This window comes from Priestia sp. BR_2 (genome assembly GCF_041954005.1).
In the GTDB taxonomy this organism is placed as follows: domain Bacteria; phylum Bacillota; class Bacilli; order Paenibacillales; family Paenibacillaceae; genus Paenibacillus_AQ; species Paenibacillus_AQ lautus_A.
Genome location: NZ_JAVFHM010000282.1, coordinates 127991 through 147871 on the forward strand (window position 1 = coordinate 127991; position 19881 = coordinate 147871).

The 19881-nt window shown below is 50.5% G+C and carries 21 protein-coding genes; 13 read left to right on the forward strand and 8 right to left on the reverse strand.

All coding sequences use genetic code 11. The features are described 5' to 3' along the window. Positions 1–4: 4 nt before the first annotated feature. The 3 genes from RB298_RS22510 to RB298_RS22520 form a co-directional block, all read right to left on the reverse strand. Positions 5–910, reverse strand: coding sequence for a decaprenyl-phosphate phosphoribosyltransferase (locus tag RB298_RS22510; protein ID WP_015736252.1), 906 nt, complete (start codon positions 908–910; stop codon positions 5–7). A gap of 225 nt (positions 911–1135) precedes the next feature. Continuing rightward, the gene (locus tag RB298_RS22515; protein WP_015736251.1) at positions 1136–1579 is read right to left on the reverse strand and encodes a DUF441 domain-containing protein; all 444 of its coding nucleotides are present in this window, start codon (positions 1577–1579) and stop codon (positions 1136–1138) included. 130 nt (positions 1580–1709) lie between these two features. Next, positions 1710–2687: a YpdA family putative bacillithiol disulfide reductase gene (locus RB298_RS22520; RefSeq protein ID WP_192571315.1), complete on the reverse strand. Its 978-nt coding sequence runs from the start codon at positions 2685–2687 to the stop codon at positions 1710–1712. Positions 2688–2906: 219 nt separating this feature from the next. Here RB298_RS22520 and RB298_RS22525 point away from each other — a divergent pair, with 219 nt between their 5' ends. Next, on the forward strand, positions 2907–3212 hold the full coding sequence (locus tag RB298_RS22525) for a DUF2087 domain-containing protein (protein ID WP_486048643.1): 306 nt from the start codon (positions 2907–2909) through the stop codon (positions 3210–3212). A gap of 87 nt (positions 3213–3299) precedes the next feature. On the opposite strand, the gene RB298_RS22530 is transcribed toward RB298_RS22525, so the two are convergent. The 5 genes from RB298_RS22530 to RB298_RS22550 form a co-directional block, all read right to left on the reverse strand. Beyond that, entirely contained in the window at positions 3300–3926 is a 627-nt protein-coding gene (locus RB298_RS22530) for an FMN-dependent NADH-azoreductase (protein WP_486048645.1), read from the reverse strand. Positions 3927–4004: 78 nt separating this feature from the next. Further along, entirely contained in the window at positions 4005–4853 is an 849-nt protein-coding gene (locus tag RB298_RS22535; protein WP_486048646.1) for a DUF4097 family beta strand repeat-containing protein, read from the reverse strand. Further along, positions 4850–5410, reverse strand: coding sequence for a DUF1700 domain-containing protein (locus tag RB298_RS22540; protein ID WP_096774456.1), 561 nt, complete (start codon positions 5408–5410; stop codon positions 4850–4852). The genes RB298_RS22535 and RB298_RS22540 overlap by 4 nt, the downstream gene beginning before the upstream one ends. Beyond that, a complete protein-coding gene (locus tag RB298_RS22545; RefSeq protein WP_009590638.1) occupies positions 5403–5732 on the reverse strand; it encodes a PadR family transcriptional regulator in 330 nt (109 codons plus the stop codon). The genes RB298_RS22540 and RB298_RS22545 overlap by 8 nt, the downstream gene beginning before the upstream one ends. A gap of 437 nt (positions 5733–6169) precedes the next feature. Beyond that, a complete protein-coding gene (locus tag RB298_RS22550; protein ID WP_006211206.1) occupies positions 6170–6409 on the reverse strand; it encodes a hypothetical protein in 240 nt (79 codons plus the stop codon). Positions 6410–6773: 364 nt separating this feature from the next. Here RB298_RS22550 and RB298_RS22555 point away from each other — a divergent pair, with 364 nt between their 5' ends. The 12 genes from RB298_RS22555 to RB298_RS22610 all read left to right on the forward strand — a co-directional run bounded on the left by RB298_RS22555 (position 6774) and on the right by RB298_RS22610 (position 19841). After that, positions 6774–7085 (forward strand): hypothetical protein, encoded by a 312-nt coding sequence (locus tag RB298_RS22555; RefSeq protein ID WP_009590697.1) that lies wholly within the window; start codon positions 6774–6776, stop codon positions 7083–7085. 89 nt (positions 7086–7174) lie between these two features. Next, a complete protein-coding gene (gene essC / locus RB298_RS22560) occupies positions 7175–11158 on the forward strand; it encodes a type VII secretion protein EssC (protein ID WP_192571317.1) in 3984 nt (1327 codons plus the stop codon). Between the two features lie 16 nt (positions 11159–11174). Next, positions 11175–11981, forward strand: a complete 807-nt coding sequence (locus tag RB298_RS22565) for a hypothetical protein (protein ID WP_015736243.1) — start codon at positions 11175–11177, stop codon at positions 11979–11981. A gap of 27 nt (positions 11982–12008) precedes the next feature. After that, complete coding sequence (locus RB298_RS22570; RefSeq protein ID WP_486048650.1) at positions 12009–12521, forward strand: WXG100 family type VII secretion target; 513 nt, start codon at positions 12009–12011, stop codon at positions 12519–12521. 157 nt (positions 12522–12678) lie between these two features. After that, positions 12679–12954 carry a WXG100 family type VII secretion target gene (locus RB298_RS22575; RefSeq protein ID WP_006211202.1) on the forward strand — a complete coding sequence of 92 codons (276 nt, stop codon included), beginning with the start codon at positions 12679–12681 and terminating at the stop codon, positions 12952–12954. A 189-nt stretch (positions 12955–13143) separates the two neighbouring features. Beyond that, positions 13144–15219: a hypothetical protein gene (locus RB298_RS22580; protein WP_452515954.1), complete on the forward strand. Its 2076-nt coding sequence runs from the start codon at positions 13144–13146 to the stop codon at positions 15217–15219. 42 nt (positions 15220–15261) lie between these two features. Then, on the forward strand, positions 15262–16014 hold the full coding sequence (locus RB298_RS22585) for a vWA domain-containing protein (RefSeq protein ID WP_036661656.1): 753 nt from the start codon (positions 15262–15264) through the stop codon (positions 16012–16014). A gap of 11 nt (positions 16015–16025) precedes the next feature. Continuing rightward, positions 16026–16868, forward strand: a complete 843-nt coding sequence (locus RB298_RS22590) for a hypothetical protein (RefSeq protein ID WP_486048653.1) — start codon at positions 16026–16028, stop codon at positions 16866–16868. Between the two features lie 196 nt (positions 16869–17064). Further along, a complete protein-coding gene (locus RB298_RS22595; RefSeq protein ID WP_009590704.1) occupies positions 17065–17448 on the forward strand; it encodes a GntR family transcriptional regulator in 384 nt (127 codons plus the stop codon). Next, positions 17445–18365 (forward strand): ABC transporter ATP-binding protein, encoded by a 921-nt coding sequence (locus RB298_RS22600; RefSeq protein WP_486048655.1) that lies wholly within the window; start codon positions 17445–17447, stop codon positions 18363–18365. The genes RB298_RS22595 and RB298_RS22600 overlap by 4 nt, the downstream gene beginning before the upstream one ends. Next, the gene (locus RB298_RS22605) at positions 18337–18930 is read left to right on the forward strand and encodes an ABC-2 transporter permease (RefSeq protein ID WP_486048657.1); all 594 of its coding nucleotides are present in this window, start codon (positions 18337–18339) and stop codon (positions 18928–18930) included. Before RB298_RS22600 ends, RB298_RS22605 begins: the two co-directional genes overlap by 29 nt. A gap of 113 nt (positions 18931–19043) precedes the next feature. Continuing rightward, the gene (locus tag RB298_RS22610) at positions 19044–19841 is read left to right on the forward strand and encodes an SDR family oxidoreductase (protein WP_009590728.1); all 798 of its coding nucleotides are present in this window, start codon (positions 19044–19046) and stop codon (positions 19839–19841) included. Positions 19842–19881 lie beyond the last annotated feature (40 nt).

Sequence of the window (19881 nt, forward strand, 5' to 3'; positions counted from 1 at the left end):
TTAATTACTCAAAATAGATCAATATTCCGATAACGCTGATGACATAGAGGATCACGGTGACCAGGATGTGCGAGTCCTCCAGGAGCACCCGGTCCGGGGCACCGCCCTTTTTCTCGATATGAATCAGATAAAGATACCGAAACATCCCGTAGATGACGAGCGGAATGGTCCACATAAGATGAACGGTCCTGCCGGACGTAAAGGTAAAGAGCGAATAACTGATGATGGTTGCCGTTGTGACGATGCTGCTCATCTGGTCGAGCAGATCAAACGAGTATTGATCAAGCACCTTGCGGTGAGAGCCCTTGTCATGCTGCAGCAGATGAAGCTCATGCCGTCTCTTGCCGATCGCCAGGAAGAGCGATAGCAGCATGGTACATAAAAGGAACCAGGGCGTGAACGGGACGTGAATGACGAGCCCGCCTGCGATCGCGCGCAGCACAAACCCGGCCGCGATAATCATGATGTCGATGATGACAACATGTTTCAGCCGGAAGGAATAAGCCACGTTCATGGCAAAATAGAGCAGCAGTAATGCGGTAAACAGCGGATTGAGCAGATAAGAGACGGCCAGCGAAGCGATCAGCAGCAGTATGCCGAACACGACAGCCAGCTTAGGCGGGAGTGCTCCCGAGGCCATGGGCCGGTATTTCTTCACCGGATGGTTGCGATCCGCTTCGCGATCGGCATAATCGTTCACAATGTAGACGCAGCCAGAAACGAAGGACAGCAGGAAGAAACCGATCAGGGTTTCAACAAGCGACCCCGGATTTACCGTTTCAAACGAGAAGAGGGGGGCTGCAAATATTAACAAATTTTTGGTCCATTGCTTCGGCCTTAGCTGCCTGAAGAGCAGCATGGGAAGCTGCTTTAACGGGGCAGCGGCCGATTCGGTATTCGTTGAAGACAATTGTGTTACCTCCTGATACATCCTAATTCTTAGGGGATTACGGGAAAAGCCGTTAAAATACGATAGCTATCATACCATAAAATAGACTATATATGGTAACGGCCCGTCCGGCATGGTACTTAAATATAGAACAAATAAACCTCCCTTAAGGTTCATGAAACCGGCAGGGAGGTTTTTGGCCTTTATCCTATTTACCTATATAAATAACAGTTGTTCCGTGAGACTTCACGATTTGCCGATAAGTAAGGACAGCAGGCCGGCGGCAATAAGCGGGCCGACGGGCACGCCGCGGAACAGGGCTACCCCGAGCACGGTGCCGACGAGCAGGCCGGCGACTACCGTAGGGTTGCTGCCCATCAGCGTGGCTCCGCGTCCGCCCAGATATGCGACAAGCATGCCGACGGCGATGGCCAGAAGCGACTTCCAATTCAGGAAGGATTCGCCGATCGTTTGGAGACTCATTTTGCCGCTCGCCAGCGGAGACATCACGCCGATGGTGAGAATTATGATGCCGAGGGTCAGCCCGTATTTCTCAAGCCATGGGAAGGCTTGCTGGAAGCCGGTGACGCGGATGAGCAGCAATGCCAGCATGGCTATGGTCACGGCGGAATTGCTGCTGATAATGCCCAGGCCCGCCATAGCCAGCAGAATGAGCGAGGTTACGTCCAATGGAGATCACTCCTTATGATTTAGATATCAGAAAGTATGAATTACTGATGAGTAAGCCTTCCTGATATCGCAATAAACATCAATTGCACGCGGGTTGTCTTCCCGGAATGTACGCTTTGGAAGACGTTGGTTACACCTTTGTGCCCAGATGCTCCGCGATCAATCGGCCGTGCAGCCTGCCGGTTTCAATGAACACCTCATTGGCATTGCGGCCGGACGCAATTACGCCGGCGACGTACAGTCCCGGAACATTGGTCTCCATCGTATCCGGATTATAGAGAGGTTTCTCCATATCTTCGTCGAGCTGAACGCCGGAAGAGGCGAGCAGTTTGCGATCAGGACGGAACCCGGTCAATGCCAATACAAAGTCGTTTTCGATGATCGATTCCTGTCCCTGATTCGAAAGCACCGTAATGGAGGACTCCGCGATTTGAACGACGCGGGAGTTCAGATGAAGCTGGATATGCCCTTTTTGAACCATGCTGTCGAACAGGGGCCGAACCCAAGGTTTGATGTTCTGCGAGACTTCCTCGCCCCGATAGACCATCGTAACCTCGGCCCCGACACGGATTAGCTCCATGGCCGCATCCACCGCGGAATTGCTGCCGCCGATGATCGCCGTTTTCATGCCGGCATAAGGATGGGCTTCCCGGAAATAATGGGTTACTTTCTCCAAGTCTTCACCAGGAATGCCAATATAATTCGGATGATCAAAATAACCCGTAGCAATGACTACGTGTTTGGCTTGTCGAAGGGTCTCTTCACCGCCGCGTCGCCGCGTCTTTACTTGAAAGCCGCCGTCAGGCTGCTTGGCAATGGTGAGGGCTTCTTCGTATGGGGAAATATTCAGGTTAAAATGTTTGGCGACCCGGCGATAATAGGCCAGCGCCTCGTGCCGGTACGGTTTGTCATTCGATATGGCGAACGGAACTTCTCCGATTTCAAGCATTTCAGCCGTACTGAAAAACTGCATATGGGTCGGATAGAGATAAATGGAATGGACTACGTTGTGTTTATCAATGATCTCGCAGCTGAGGCCCTGGCGGCCGCACTCAATGGCAGCTGCTAGACCGCATGGGCCTGCGCCGATAATTAAGACGTCGAGCATGATGAACCTCCTTATGTATTAACCTTACGCTATCTATCAGCATTATAATCCTACAGCAATTATCGCGATAAATCCAGAATGCAGGCGATCGCACTCCCGTCCGAGCGGGCCTAAATGCAGAAAGAGATTGACAAACAATTGTAATTTAATTAATATCTAATTAGATAAACATTAAATTAGAGATTTGTTAAATTGTTTGTCGAAAAGGAGGAGTCCAGCATGGAACAGACTGCCCGAGAAGCCTACAAAGCATCCGTTCTTCGCAGTTTTATTGCTAAGGACGGATCCTTGCGGTCCATCCCGGCACAGTATAAAAAGAAGCTTGTCATCATGGAATTTTTGGTGGAGCAGTTGGAGGCGGGGAGGGAATATCCGGAAAAGGACATCAATGCGTTTATCAAGGGCTTTCACGAGGATTATGCGACGATTCGGCGAGAATTTATCAATCATCGATTTATGAGCCGGGATCAGGAAATCTATATTCTTAACCCGCGCGAGGAATGGACGCAGTGGGATGCGCTCTAAACGAAAGCAAAAAAGCTGCCCTCACTGATTGGGTCAGTGAAGGCAGCTTTTGCGAAGTGCTATATGAATGAATACGTATAAGTTCAATTAAAATCCGACAGCGGCCTTTTTAACAAGCTCAAGACCGTTCCGAACGATCATTTCCGCTTCGTCAGGGAACTGGTTGTGACCTTCGATGATGAGGGTTTCGATATCCTGCACGCCCCATTGACGAAGATTGCCCATAACGAAGTTGACAGCCATCTCTGCTGCAGCCATAGGACCTTCGGAATAGTTGCCGCCGCGTGCATTCAGGATGACGACTTTTTTGCCGGTCACGAGACCTACCACGCCTTGCGGTGTATATTTAAACGTTTTGCCTGCTTGGTTCAGGTAATCGATATAGGTATGAAGAACGGCAGGGACGGTCATGTTCCACAATGGGAAAGCCAGCACGATTTTGTCTGCGGCAAGGAATTGGTCAAGATATTTGCTGACATTGGCAGCAGCCGCTTGCTCTTCAGGAGTAGCTTCCAAACCCTGGGCAGCTTTGAACATACCGTTGATGGCTGTTCCGTCGTAATATGGAAGATTCTCTGCGAACAGGTCAAGCTCCGTGATTTGATCTTCCGGATGGCTTGCTTTGAAGGATTCCAGAAACTCATGGTACATTTTTACGCTGACCGATTGCTCGATCGCTCTGTTGTTAGCTTTGATGAATAGTACATTCGACATGTATGAAGACTCTCCTTGTTGTATAGTTTACTTTATAAATTATAGTATATTTCATTTCTATCGTTTGTCAACAATGCCTCAGTGTACGATATCGATATTACCGGAGTAGGTTTCCACTTGGATGGTATCGGTTGTTTCCTTCAATGACTCCGGCGCCGATATCGATCCGGTGAGCGACTTAAGGTCATAGAAACCGCGGAATGAAGGGTCAGGCTGCACTTTCACGTTGCCTGATCTGCACAGGATATTCACCGACGAAACGCCGAGCAATCCTACGTTTACATTGCCGGAAGTGACCTCGATGTCCACGGGGCCTTCCATATCTTTCAATTCGACGTCTCCTGAATGATTGACGAGTTGAGCGGAGGCCTGAATGTCGGAGCCGCGAATACTGCCCGAAATGTTCTCTACGTTCAACTGGTCAGCTACGATTCCGTTCATGTTGATATTGCCTGACTTTACGGAAATGGCAATCGACTTGGACGAAGCTCCGCTTACCTGGATGTTATCGGATAACGTTGATAAATCGAGCTCCTCGAGTTTCGTGCTTGTAGGAAGGACAATGGTTATTTTCCCTTTCGGCGAATGAAAGTCCACGCTCATAAACTGAAACGAATCAGCCGTAGTCAGATCCAAATCGATTTCTTGACCTGCAGGCTTAAAAGCTTCAAGGATATCGACATGCTCCGGCTTTAATTTGCCGTCAAAAGCGATATACCCGTTATCATCGCCGCTGTCCTCAAAAACGAAACTGACATTCATATTGCTGGTGATTGTTAATTTCTTCAAATTCACGGCATCCTGCAGATCCCATCGGTTCTGGTAGCTGACCAGTTCTTCCCCGAATTTAAACTTGTTCGCAGCCATGCCGATGATTCCTACCAATATAAGTGCGATTGCTAAGCTGAACAACCATTTTCTGTTCACTGTGCGTCACGACCCTTCAACAAACGTGTATTCCATCTGGAGTACCTCAAGGTTAACGATAACAATCCAACCATGGCCGAGCGTGTGGCATATCCGAGGAAGATGCCGATTCCGATCAAGGAGATCGATAAGAATAATTTAGCCGGATAAAACGTTCCATTCAGGATGTAATCGAGCAGAACGAGCACCGGGCTCAGCAAGGTTGCCAGGGCTCCCAGAGCGATGGCGACGCCACCGGACCATAATGCCGCAAGGAACGGCACGGTCACTAATGCACAGAAGAACAAACCGGTTCCCACCGCATATTTGCCTATGGCAAACGGTCTTCTGACCGCCGAGGGAGCAGGCATTTCCATATCCACGTACCGGTCGCCTAAAGCTTCCTTCGCCATCTCAAAAGGGTCTCCCAACTCCCGGGCAATCTCCTCTTCGGAACGCCCATTCTGCATGCCGATGACAAAATGGGACTCTACATCCTGAATGAATTCCCGGCGTTCCCCCGGAGGAAGCGCGGCAAGGCGAGATTCCAAAATCGAAATAAACTGTTTTTTAGTCATACAAATTCCCTTCCTCTATCAAATTGGTCACGTTGCTTACAAATGCTTGCCATTCCTTCACCATAGATCGCATATAAATCACTCCGCTGTCCGTCAACTTATAATATTTACGGGGGGGGCCCTCGCTCGATTCCTGGAGGTAGGTGGTGCAGTAGCCTTCATTAACAAGCCTGCGAAGGAGAGGGTACAGGGCGCCTTCGGCTACCTCGATATGCCGGGAGACGGCTTGAGCCAGCTCGTAGCCATATTGGTCCTTGCGATGGATCAGCACAAGCACGCAGAGTTCAAGAACGCCTTTTTTGAATTGAATACTGACATTCATACGGCGATACCTCCTTTCGTAAGTTCATGTTCATGCTGTTATCACGAGGTAGTAATTAATATTCAGTAGTGATCTGCAATAAGATATCACTTAGTACTGAATAATGCAAGGTACTGATCATAAAATGGGTTAGCATCATAAAACGTCGAACCGTGAGAAGCTTTGTATAAGGGCGGAAGTCTCGTTTAATCTTGAAAAGGCACGGTTAATAGAAGTTATCAGAACATAGGGTCGTTTTTCCAAGACAAGAATGGAGGGATGAACAGTATGTCCATCGATCGGTTTATATTAAAAAAGCTGAGTAATTGCCAGGAGATCACAACGCGGAGAAATCTCGTGAAATTGTTCCAGATCCGAATTCAGCGGGCACAGATAGCCGAGGATCGTTATTACGGGTTATAATGGAGACAAACAAAAAAAGGGCTACCCCTCTTTTATTAAAAGAGAGATAGCGCAAGAGAGTCGTTTTCGCTTTTGCTGTGTAGAATTGCCTCGGATCCCTCGATTTCAATGCTGATGAGGGAGTTGAGGCATTTTTGCAGCGCCTTTTTGCCGGTTTGGATTTTATGGTCAAGCGCGCTGGTTAGCAGTTTCAATACCTTTTGAACCGGCTGCTTGCTATCCGTAGTAAAATAAACGGGAACCGGCTTGTTTTGGAACATGATCAGTGTTTTCATATCAATCACCTCACGAAAGTTTTTTCATGATATTTGCATTATAAATTGCCAATCTTAAAATAACCTTAAATTCATAGAATTAATCAGCATCATTTTTATGAGCGTGACATTTTTGTGAACGACGGGATTTAACCGTCGAAAAACCCGGATTTCCCCTATAATGAATACACAAATAGTTCCTCGGAACCAACAAATCCGCATCGAAAATAGGAAATAGGAAATATGACACAAATTGACAGAACAGACCCTGGAATGATATAGTTACAATAATGTAACTATTTTTTGCAACTATTGAAATAGGTGATTGGGCTTTCAATATGGAATAAACATAGGATTACCATTTTGAGGAAGGCAGGTTGACCAGATGATACTCACCGTGATCAGCGGTCGAAACGAAGATGATTGGTTTGATATCGACGTACCCGATGAATGCTCCATTGAACGGTTGAACGAGCTGCTGGGATTACGTCTTTTTCGCGAACCCTCGAGTGAAGGGATTCAATATATATTAGAAGCGAAATTCCCGGAAGGCTTGTGGTTTACGGTAGGCGGCCACTCTAACCTGGTTGAAGCGGGATTGAGGGAAGGCTCCTACGTTCGGTTGCAGCGCGCATTCTCGACAACCACCGATGAAGCTCCTGTCTATGGCAGAAGATCGTTGTTTCAAGAGAGTTGAAATTGGGTAAGTAACCCATTGGTTTTAACTGAAACAGCCAAATACATAATTGTACATTTCAGATGCTTTGGATTAGGAGGAAGTGACATATGAACGTGTTGTACCAACGTTCGCCGCGCATTAGACCGGCTTTACCGAATGAAGACTTGGAAATTCTGAGACCACCGTCCGAGCCAAGCAAGCCGTCGTTTTCCATGATTGCCATCATTATCCCGATTATTATGACGGCGGCGACGATCGGTTTCTATGTCTATATGAACGTAAGCGGTAAGATGGGGAATCCCAATTACATGATGTTCCAGATGCTCTCCATCTTTATGATGCTGACATCCTACACGCTGCCGTTCTTCATGTATTTAAGCAACAAGAAGACCTATCAGAAGAACCTGGCCGAACGGAATCAGAAGTACCGGGCTCAGCTTGACGTGCATCGGGAAGAACTGAAGGAGCGGCAGGAGGATCAGGTCCATATTCTGTTTGACATCCATGGGGATCCGGACGTCTGTTACAACGTTGTGAAGAACCGGAGCAGCAGTTTATGGGAACGTTCCCCGGAAGATAAGGATTTTCTGGAGATTTGCGTGGGCAAGGGGGAAGTGCCGTTTCACATTAACGTGAAGCCTCCCCGTGCGGACGGGTATGATAAGGACCCGTTAATCGAAGCGGCCGAATTGCTGTCATCCGAGTTCCAGACGGTCGACGATGCCTCGATTGCACTGCCGTTATTCGAATCCAAGGTCATCGGGATCGTCGGCGGAAGAGAACGCGTATTAAACATGCTTCGCGTCATGATGGCCCAAACCGCCGTCAGGCACTCGCCTGACGAAGTGAAAATTGCCGCCTTCTACGAGGAGAGGGAAGCAAGCGAATGGCAGTGGCTGCGCTGGCTGCCCCATACGTGGGATGATGACCGTTCCAGCCGCTATCTTGCAGATCGACGGAGCAATGCGCATCAGCTTGCTGATGAAATATTTACCCATTTATACCGGCGTAAAAACAATCGCTCCGAACATGGAAAAAAATCGATTGAGACGCCGGCTTACGTCGTGATCCTATCCGCAGCCCAATTGATTGAGGAAGAACCTCTGCTGCCTCTGTTGATGGAAGATGCCGATGCGGCTGACGCCGTCACCATCATTCTATCCGACCGGAAAGAAAGCTTGCCGATGCACTGCCAGCTTATCGTCGAAGTCGATCGGGAGCAGGCGGCGTACACGATCAAGAAACCGGACGGCACCGTTTCCAAGCAATCCTTCCAATCCCATCACATCAGCAGGGAACAGATCGAAGCATTGGCCCGGTATATGGCGCCGATTCGGCTGAAGCGGTCTTCTGCATCCGATATTCCTAGCGTTTTGGCACTATTCGAGATGATGGATATTCAGAAAATCGACGATTTGGATGTATATAAACGCTGGCAGCAGAACCGATATCCGGATTCATTGCCCGTTCCCATGGGTGTGCGAGCGGGCGGAAAGAAGATTAATTTGAATCTTCATGATAAAATAGAGCGTCAAGGTCATGGACCGCATGGCCTGATCGCGGGAACGACCGGTTCCGGGAAAAGCGAGGTTATCCAATCCATCGTTGCTTCCCTGGCATCGGAGTTTCACCCTCATGATCTGGCATTCATGCTAATCGACTATAAGGGCGGCGGCATGTCCAATACGTTTGTGAACCTTCCGCACGTCGTGGGCACCATAACGAATTTGGACAACAATCTGATCGAGCGGGCGAAGGTGTCGCTCAAAGCCGAGTTGGTCCGCCGCCAGAAAATATTGAACGATGCGGGAAATCTGCAGCACATTGACGAGTATTACAAGCTGCTGCGCAATCGCCATGGCGAGCCGCTCCCGCATCTCGTCATTATCATTGATGAATTTGCACAGCTGAAGAAAGACCAGCCTGAATTTATGGATGAACTGATCAGCATCGCCGCAATCGGGCGAACGCTGGGTGTCCATCTGATCTTGGCGACGCAGAAGCCGGCCGGCGTCGTGGACGATAAAATTTGGAGTAATTCTCGCTTCCGCATCTGTCTTCGGGTACAAAGCGAGGGCGACAGCCGCGACATGCTGAAGATTCCGAATGCAGCCTGGATCAACAAGCCCGGACGAGGCTACTTCCAGGTGGGCAGCGATGAAGTGTTTGAAGAAATGCAGTTTGCTTGGAGCGGCGCTCCTTACGTTGAAGAGAAGGATACGCCAGGCGCCGTCTCGATCCGAGAGGTCCGGATCAACGGGAAGACGGAACCGCTGCTTGCGTCGACTCCATCCCTGGGAGCGCATCTGGAAGTGCCCAAACAGCTGCAGGTGTTTATTGACCATGTAGCGGAAGTGGCCGAAGCGCAAGGGATCGAACGGCTGCAGGGGCCTTGGCTTCCGCCGCTTCCGGAGAGCCTGGATTTGGAGACAGTACAATCCAGCATTGAACAGCCGGCTGCGTTCGGCGATTCGGCACTCGTGTCCTATGTCGGAATGGTTGACGATTTGCCAAACCAATGCCAGAAGCCGCTGGTGCTCAATCTGGAGCAAGGCCACTGGGCCGTATACGGGATGCCAGGACTCGGAAAGACGACCTTTATTCAAACGATGCTCATGTCGTTGGCAAGTCGATATACCCCGGACTTTTGGCATGGATATATCGTGGATATGGGTCGAATGATGCGGGACTTTGCAGGATTGCCGCATATCGGGGGAGTCATGACGGCAGAGGAAGATGACCGGATCAAGCGCCTGTTCCGTTTTCTTGCGAAAACGGCCGCTGTACGCAAAGACATGATCGCCGAGGCAGGCGTGAAGACCGTTGCGTCCTACCGCCGTGGCAGCACGGAGACGGTTCCACAGCTGGTCGTGGTTATCGACGGTTATCTGAACTTTAGGAATTCCTATCCGGACGAGAATGATATGCTGGAATACCTGCTGCGGGAAGGCGGCAGTCTGGGCATCACGTTTATCATCACGGCGAACCGGATTTCGGATATGTTCGAGAAGGTGCGGAGCAATATCTCGCAAGCGGTATCGTACGAGCTTGCCGATCCGGCCGACTATTATTACGCGGTGGGTCGTCCCACGAGAGCCCCGAGCCAGCTTCCGCCAGGAAGAGGGCTGGTCAAAGGCCAGGTGCCTCCGCTTGAATTCCAGACGGCACTTCCGGCTTCCGGCCAGGAGGAGGGGGACCGTTCGGCAGCCCTTCGCGACAGGATTCGGGTACACCATGAATCATGGCATGGCGAGGAAGCCCCGCGGATCGAATCGCTGCCGGACAAGATTCCGCTCCATCAGCTGCTTAAGGTGCAAAAGCCTTATGAAGCGGCCGCAACGGTAAAGTATCAGGTGCCCGTCGGGGTGGCTACGGATGATCTGACTCCTTTTGCGATCAATCTGGAGGATGGGCCGCATTTTATCGTGGCCAGTCCAATGGAAGGCGGCAAGACGTCATTCCTTCTTAGCTGGATGCTATCGCTCGCATATCATACTTCTCCCGATGAGCTGGAGATCTATACGGTGGATACGCGCTATGGAAGCAGCGGCCTGAGCCGGATGAACCATCTTCCGCATGTGCGCGGCCACGCGGAGAATGAGGAGGATCTGGGTCCACTTATTACGAGCCTGTATGAACGGGTTCAGACCCGGTCGAAGGAGAGCGAGGACCCGGCCATCCTGCTTATGATCGATGACGCCGACGTTCTCAGCAAGCAGCTTTCGGATTTCACCTTGAAGGACCAGCTGTCGGCCATCGTCAGACAGGGAAGGGACCGCAGGGTTCATGTCGTCATTGCCGGCGTGCCGGCGGATTTCCCGACGTATGGCGTCGACTGGTTTACCGATATCAAAGCTGCTCAAAACGGATTTTTATTCGGGACCTTGGATTCCAACGATTTATCGTTCTTCCGGATTCCTTTTTCCGAATCTTCTAATAGTCCTGGAGGACTAAAAATACTTCCGCCGGGACAAGGGTACTACGTAAAACGTAAATTTTCCAGAATAAAAGGCGCAGTTCCGTTCGATGAGGAATGGAACGCCCAAAGATGGGTCACAGAAATTCGCGACCGATGGCATGTTGTAGTTTGAGGGGAGGTGGCTCATAATGTTGACAATTCATGCTTCCAAACAAGAAACGATCACGCTGAATGACAAGGAATTTTTCTTCTTGGCTGGAATTATCGGATCGGACCGATTACTTGGTGTTGAAGATCCTTTTGTAGGATATTTAACGGAAGAAATCGCGGTTGAGTGGGAGAAAACCAAACAATCGCTCCTAAGCAAGCAATATTTGATTCAAGAGGAAGGCGGGGAATTGTCGATTCCACCCGAAGTCTTCTCACGAGTGGCTATTGCCGGTCTTGCGGAACGTGCGTGCTGGTTGAAATATGAAAATCAGGATTCGGCGTTTGAAGGATATTTGCATGTTACTGACGAACGGGTAATACAAGTATGCAGAAGCGATGAAGACAACCGGTGTTACATGCTTAGCGAACTCGGTACCATCGAACAAACCTGCGATCAACTGGTGCAGGATCTGGCCCTCAGCGACCAAAACTGGGGAGATATTCCGGCACTGTTGCTTAGCCGGAAGGAATTCGGCGATATCTATACCTCGGTTACCGAGCATAATTGCGACGATATCGGCGATCGGTTGGCCAGATTGACGGACGATGCGGAAGGTTCAATCGCTTTGGCGAAATGCATGAAGAACAAGGTATCTTCGGGGGAACTCCAGCTGTCGATTTGGAACGGAATCAGCTGGGAAAGTCAAAATGCAGCATTTATAGTGAACGAGTCCATGAATTGGCTGCTGCGTATGAGCCTGGAGGGAGACCAGGACTGGCTAACCGCAGCGCCAGCGACCAAAGAGCAGTTTCGTCATATGTTACTCATGTGGCTGAAACAGTAACAGAGCCTGTATGAAAGGTGAGGACCAATGCGTATTTCTGTCGAGCCGGAGTCTCTCCGGACGTTAAGCCGTCAGCTGAAGCATAGTGGCGATGAATATTTAGCGATAACGAGAACGCTCAACCAAGCCATGGAATCCCTTGTTTGGGAGACGTCTCTCAAAGCGGCGGTTATTGATGAATGGCAGTCTGCCCGGAGTCTTGGAGAGCATCTGGGAGCTCTTCTTGCTCAGCTGGGCAAGCATCTTCAAAGCAAAGCCGATCAATTTCAAGAAACGGATCATCAATACCATACGATTTTGGAGCATGCTATCGTAAGCACCGTATCACCGACGGCTCTGTTCGCCGCTTCCGGGATGGATGGGCGCTCGTCCATACTTCCGGAATATGGTAACTCCGGCACGGTTATATCGAACCCGAGTTCGGCAGCCGCAGCCGTGGGCATGACCAGCGGAGACAACGGGGGAGCGGCTAAACAGGCCGCATTAGCCGGGCAGAGCTGGACCTTTACCGATCCGTCTTCGTTTGGGATTGCCAACTAAATCCCTATTCCATTTGGGAAATTCGGGATGGAAAATGTTTCAAATTGGGACGTATAGGGTAACTCGAAATTAGGTCTGAGGACATTTTGATAAACCGAGTCTTCTGGGCTAAGATGTCAAGTGTCACCAGAAAACGAATTTCAAGGAGGTTACATAAATGGCAGGACGTATTTTAATTACGCCAGAACAAGTGGAGCAAGTAGCGAACCAATTTAAACAGAGCGGTGATCAAAGTCAGCAAATCGTTAACAGCCTGACGCAATCGATCAACGGAATGGAAGGTCAATGGGATGGTATGACGAAGCAGCGCTTCTTCCAGGAATTCCAGGAAGCAAGCCGCTTGATGAACTCCTTCGTACAAACGCTTGACAGCATCAGCAATGAGCTGAAGGCGATCGCTCAGAAATTCCGTATGGCTGACGAATCCCGTTAATATCATTCGGAGACTTTTGCTTTCTGATGCATTATAATAGTTTAATAGGCAAAATAAACCGGGTGGTAGGCAACCCGGTTTTCTTGCAATTTTGGATATTTAGAATGTAGTTAATCGTGAATCAATCGCGGTTCAATCGGTTAATAGAGTTATATAGCAAGGTAATGGAGTTAAGAGAGGGTGAAGTTCATGACATTTCAGCCAAACCCGGGCGATGGGATCGTTGTTAATGGAACGGCTTATACGGTAGGACAGCATCCGGCGGCACCGGGCGTAGCTTATGCCCAGGCTGGGAGGCAAGGGATCGTCTACCAGCTGATCCCCGTGAACGGGGAGCTGCATGAAGCCAAAGCACTTAAAGTGTTTTTTCCTAAGTTCAGAATTCCGGCTATGGTTTATCAATCCGAGCATATGGGGAATTATCGCGAGATACCGGGTTTGCAGGTAAGCAGTCGAGAGGTGCTCACTCCCGAAAGAAACGGAGATTTGATAGCGGAATATCCGGATTTGCTCTACGCGGTCATCATGCCATGGATTCATGGATGTACTTGGTTTGACGTTATAAGCGATCAGCGTAATCTGGGACGTTCCGAAAGCCTGATGCTGGCCAAGGCTTTGGCAGCCATCGGCTCAAGCATGGAGCAGCGCGGATTGGCGCATTGCGATCTGTCTGCGCCCAATGTCATGCTTCCGTTTTTTTCGGAAGTGAAGCTGCCGGAAGGCGCTGCTGCCGTGGAGCTTGTCGATGTGGAGCAGATGTACAGTCCAAAAATGGACCGTCCCGACGTTTTGCTCGCCGGCTCGCCGGGATATGCGGCGCATCGAACGGTGCACAGCGGTTTATGGAGTGCGTATGCCGATCGTTTTGCAGGGGCCGTCATCATTGCCGAGATGCTGGGGTGGAGCGATCCGGCTATCGTGAATCGGGCATGGGGCGAAAGCTATTTTGATCAGCATGAAATGCAGACCCCGTGCGAACGTTATTTTTTGCTTAAAAAATCGCTGGGTCAGCGTTGGGGCACTCGGATCTCGGATCTGTTCGGCAGAGCTTGGGACAGTCAGGATTTGAGCAGCTGCCCTACCTTTGGCGAGTGGCTCATCGCTTTATCCTCGGTAAGTGAGGAAGAAGTGGTGGAAGAAGCTCCGGCAGCCGCCGCCACTGCCGCTGCGGCTGCCCAGGAGGACGATTCGGATGAATCCGGCTCTGAACGTTCCCGGGAGGTGCCTGCAGACATCATGGCATCGCTTGGAATCGAGCCGGGCACGCGAGAGGTTAACGACAATGTAGTAGGACGCTTGTTTCATCAGGCGCGCGATTTGGAGAAGGCAGGCAATCTTTCCGGAGCATTGGAGATATTCCGTTCGGCGTATCACTTCGTAAAGAAGGACAGTCCGCTTGAAGTGGAGCTTGCGGCCGCCATACAGGGGCTGGAGGAACAACTGCGTCCCGCTGAAGAATCATCCAACAAAGGCATTAAAGCTTTGTTGTCATCCCGCAAATTCATGCTTTCTACCGCTGCGGCCATCGTGATCTTAGCGGGCTCCGCGATTACGGTGAATCAGATATTGGCTGAGAAGGCCGAGAGCCGCCAGATGGATGCCCAGCGTTTAGCGGAGCAGCAGGCCCAGGAGAAAGAAGAGGCTGCGCGCAAGCAGGAGGAAGAAGCGCGGAAGCAGCAGGAGGAGGCTGCAAAGAAGGAAGCGGAGGCCAAAAAAGCCGAAGAGGAACGCCTGAAGGCGGAAGAGGCGAAGAAGGCCGAGGAAGCCGAGTTGGCGCGCAAGGAGCAGGAGAAATCCGAGCTTCAGGCAAAGTATGAGAAGCAGGCGAAGTATGAAGCTTATCTGGCATCGCTTGAGGAGAAAAAGAAAAAGCAGGCGCTGCAGGAGAAATATGATAATCAGGCAAAATACGAGGCGTATTTAGCCCAGCTGGAAGAGAAGAAGAAAAGGCAGGCTCAGGAAGAGGCAGCGGCCAAGGCGGAGGCGGAACGACAGGCTCGAGCGCGGGCCGCTCAGCAAGCGCAAGCCGCCCAGCTTCAGAAGCAGCGGTCCCAAAACGTTGTCGAACTGGTTGCCTTGTATAACAAGGCGTATAATGCGCAGGTGGCCGGCAACAAGGACCGCGCGAAGAATGCCGCCCGTGAATTCATAGCGCTATATAACAAGGACAAATCCTATTACAAAACGGTTGGCAAAATGAGCAGCCGCCTTAACAATCTGCAGCAATTCATCAGTGACGACAGCCACTGGATACCTAAACTGTAAAGAAGTAAACATGACAAATTGCAGGGGTGAATGTTATTCACGATGAACTATACCATTCAAGCATCGCAGCGCACGCCAGCGCTCATTATATATCTGATTGATATCAGCGCGTCCATGAATATGCTGATGGAGGATCGAAGAAGGATTGATGTTGTTTACGAAGCATTATCCTTAGCCATTCGGCAAATGGTGTTTCGTTCCACCAAGGGGAACCGGCTGACGCCGAGGTACCGGATCGCCATCCTTGCATACAGCGATGACGTATATGATTTGTTAAACGGGATCAAGGGCATTGACGAAATTGCGGCGATCGGCTCGCTTCCGGATTTGACGCCGAAGCGTTTCTCCGATTCGGCCAAAGCGTTTCTTCAGGCCGAGAAAATTCTGCAATCGGAGATTCCCAACATGCAGGATTGCCCTGCGCCGCTCGTATGCCATATGACGGATGGCGTGGCCACGGGAGAGGACCCGGAACCGATTGCCCGCCGTATCATGAATATGAGCGTTCCGGACGGAAACGTACTGGTGGAGAATATTTTCATCTCCGACCATCTGATGAACCAGCCGATCTCCGAACCACGCCGCTGGAAGGGGATATTGGCTGATACGCAGCTTGAGGATGAACATGCGCGCAAACTCAAGATGATGTCTTCCGTTCTTCCCGAAAGCTATCGAGAAATGCTGGTTGAGGCGGATTATCAGCTGAGTCCGGGGGCCTTGATGATGCTCCCGGGCACATGCTCCGAGCTGGTGTCCATCGGGTTCCAGATGTCAGCCGCCACGCCGGTAAGGTAAGAGGTCACAGCATGAAGCGATCATACGCTAGAAGCATGGAAACGTTGGGGATTCGCAAGCGGAAGGCTCAAGCAGCGTCGTTTTATTACGAGAGCAAGCAGACCGGGGAAGAGCCGCTTACGAAGATTAGGGATTTGTTCACATGTCGTTATGCGTATGGCAGAGCGGCGGAATCCGTCATGCTCTCCGAGACGGGCCAGGATTTCATTGCTTTGAAAATGGATGAAGAGGTCTGCCATTTTGTATTGTGTGACGGCGTCGGCTTGAGTTATCGAGGCGATGTGGCTTCGCGCCTGCTCGGTCAGGGCTTGATGAACTGGCTGGATACGGTTGAAGAGCCCACGTCCTCATCGCTGGAGCGCAAGCTGAAGGAACTAACGCATGAAGCAGATCGGGAAATGCGCACGCATTCGCTGAGCTCCGAAACCCCCAAGCTGCTGCGTGAAGTGCTGGAGGAGAAGCAGCGCAAGGGAAGCGAAGCCATGTACATATGCGGACGCATCGAGCGGTCATCGGGTTTTCGTCGAAAAGGAAGGCTGTGGCTTGCCTGGCAGGGAGACTCCAGGGTACGATTATGGCGTCAGCAGGAGGAGATTACTTCAATATTCGGAGACCGCTTCCGAACGGCCGAACGCTGGTCTTCCCGCACCGGACCGATCGGAGGCAGTCCTCACGTGTTTACGTGCAAGCTGGAACCCGAGACCGGTTATCGTCTTCAATTATACAGCGACGGGCTTACGGATCTGGACCCGATGAAGGAGCCGATTCCCGATGAGCAAGTGCAAGTATTAATGAATGCCCGCCATACAGGCGGCCTGGAAGATGATGCTTCCTTTCTGGAGATCGTATGGTAATACAGAAATGACCGATTATTTCGCGAGCCGGACCCATGAGGTCCGGCTTTTTTTATTTGGATTCGAAGATAAACGGAATTGACGCGGCATTTTCAAATGTGTATATTGTATATATACAATGAATACTTTATATACACATCATCAACATACAAAATCCTAATATCAGGCACAAAAAAGGCGGTGAAAAATTATTGCGATGATTCAGATTATTCTATCCCATTCCAGCGGCGAGCCGATTTACTTGCAAATTGAAAGACAGATCCGGCAGAGCATCATGCGCGGAGAGATGAAGCCGGGCGAGCCGCTTCCTTCCATCCGGCAGCTAGCCAAGGACTTGGGAATCAGCGTTATTACGACGAAGCGGGCATACAGCGAGCTGGAAGCCGTGGGCTTGATCGAGTCGATGGTAGGCAGAGGCTCCTTCGTATCGGGAGGCAATCAGGATATGATTCGGGAGCAGCGCCTGCGCCTGATCGAAGATAAAATCAGGGACATTCTCGAGGAATGCCGAAGCATTCCTATAGAGGCCGAGGAATTGATCGAGATGATCCATACAATAAACAAGGAGGAATCCGAATGAAGCATGTAGACGGAATACAGGATCAGGATCAACCTGCAATGCAAATCAACCATCTGAGCAAGAAATATCCGTCGTTTGCGCTGAACGACATTTCCCTTCTCATCCCTAAGGGTTACATTACCGGATTGATCGGCCCCAACGGAGCCGGCAAGAGCACGCTTATCCGCTCCATCATGGGGATGATTGTCCCGGATTCAGGCCAGATCGTCGTGAATGGCCGGCGGCTTCGCTCGGACGATGCAAGTTATAAGGAAGAGATCGGTTTTGTTTCGGACGAGAATATTTTTTATGAGTATTTAACGCTGAATCAAATTATCCGCATGACGTCCCCTTTTTATAAACGCTGGAACAGCACCAGAATGGATCAGCTCATGCGGATGTTCGAGCTTCCTGGCAGAAAGAAACTAAAGGATTGCTCGAAAGGCATGAAAATGAAGTTTTCCATTGCGATGGCCATGGCCCATGATCCGCGAATATTGATTTTGGATGAGCCGACAGCGGGTCTTGACCCGGTATTTCGCAGAGAGCTGCTGCAATTGCTGAGCGATTTTATACAGGATGAGACCCGTAGCATCCTGTTCTCGACGCATAATACGGATGATCTGGATCGAATCGCGGATTACATCACCTTTATTCACCGGGGTCGCATCGTGTTCAGTGAAGGCAAGGATGAAATTATCGATAAATATGTCATTGTCAAAGGCAGCAGCGACCTGCTGGACCCGGATGTCCGCAAGCAGTTTACCGGCCTCAAGGAAACGCCGTACGGGTTCGAGGCTCTCTCGGCAAACCGGGAATCCGCGCACAAGCTGTTCGGAGACAGCGTGTTATACGAGCGGCCTGCCCTGGAGGATATTATGTATTACACTTCGAAAGGAGACGCTGTTCATGAGTCATATCGTTCCCCTCATTCATAAGGATTGGTTGGTCATCCGTAAGTATGCTTGGCTCTTCGCGATCTGGCTGGCGTTGTTTTCGTTTGGCAATGCCGTCGGCATCCTAGGTTATATGGTGGCCGGGATGATGATCATCGTCATATCGAATACCGATTTGCATCCTTTCCATAAATATTCCATGAGCTTGCCGATACCGCGCCGGGACATTGTGTTGAGCAAGTATGTCTCTTCCCTCTTGTTTATGTTGATCGGGTTATTGGCGGGTTTCCTGGTCCAAATCGCTTACATCTGGTTAGGCGGGGATGGAGAAGGCGCTGTTCTTTATCAAAATATAGTGTCCGGCATTTCCTTGATCCTGTTTATAGCCGTGTACTATCCTCTCTATTATTGGCTGGGGCCCAAGGGCGGACAAACGCTGAAGCTGGTGCTGGTAGCGGTGTTGTTCGCGATTACGATGGCTATCAACACGCTGTGGTCGGATGGCCTGCAAACGGATTATCTTTGGTATGGACTCGGCATATCCTGCCTGGTGGTTTTCGCTTCATATCAGCTCTCAGCCTATATCTTTTCGCGAACGGACGTGTAAGTCCAACCGGATCTTGCACAAAATTAGAAATCATGATTATAAAACAACTCCTTTTGGGTAATCTTGTGACAGATGAACGCATAACGGATAACGACAAAAGGAGCGTGTTGGACATGAATGAAGGACACGGACGTTTTCATGGGAGAACGGCGATCATTACCGGTGCCGGATCGGGCATCGGGAAGGCGGCTGCCATTCAGCTTGCAAAGGAAGGCGCGAATGTGGCCTTATTCGATCTGTTGGATGACCGGACCCATCAAGCGGAATCGGAGATCAACTCCATCCGCGAAGGGGCGGCCAGAGCATTCGACGTGGATACAACCGATCCCGACCGGGTGGAAAAGGCAGTCCTTGAAACGGTGGAGATATTTGGCGGCGTCGATATTGTATTTGCCAATGCAGGGATCAACGGCGTCATGACGCCGATCGATGAAATGAAGCTGGAGGAATGGGCCAAGACGCTGAACGTAAATTTGAACGGGACGTTCCTGACGGTCAAATATGCAATTCCGCATCTCAAGAAGAGGGGGCAGGGCAGCATCATCATTACGAGCTCCGTCAATGGCACTCGAACCTTCTCCAACTTTGGCATGAGCGCCTACAGCACAACCAAAGCGGGACAGGTCGCTTTTGCGAAGATGGCTGCGCTGGAGCTGGCTCAATTCAAGATCAGAGTCAATGTGATTTGTCCTGGCGCGATATCCACCAACATCGACCAAAGCACGAAGAAGCAAGGGGATTTGGAGGAAATCGTGATACCGGTTGAATATCCGGAAGGAAGTCAGCCGCTGGCAGACGGACCGGGGACGCCGGAAGAGGTCGCCGATTTGGTGGCGTTCCTCGCTTCCGACCAATCGAGACATATTACAGGGGCGCAGATCTTCATAGATGGAGCGGAATCGCTGTTGTAATGTCGAAATGTTGTAAGGGATCGGATGTACCTGTGTGTGA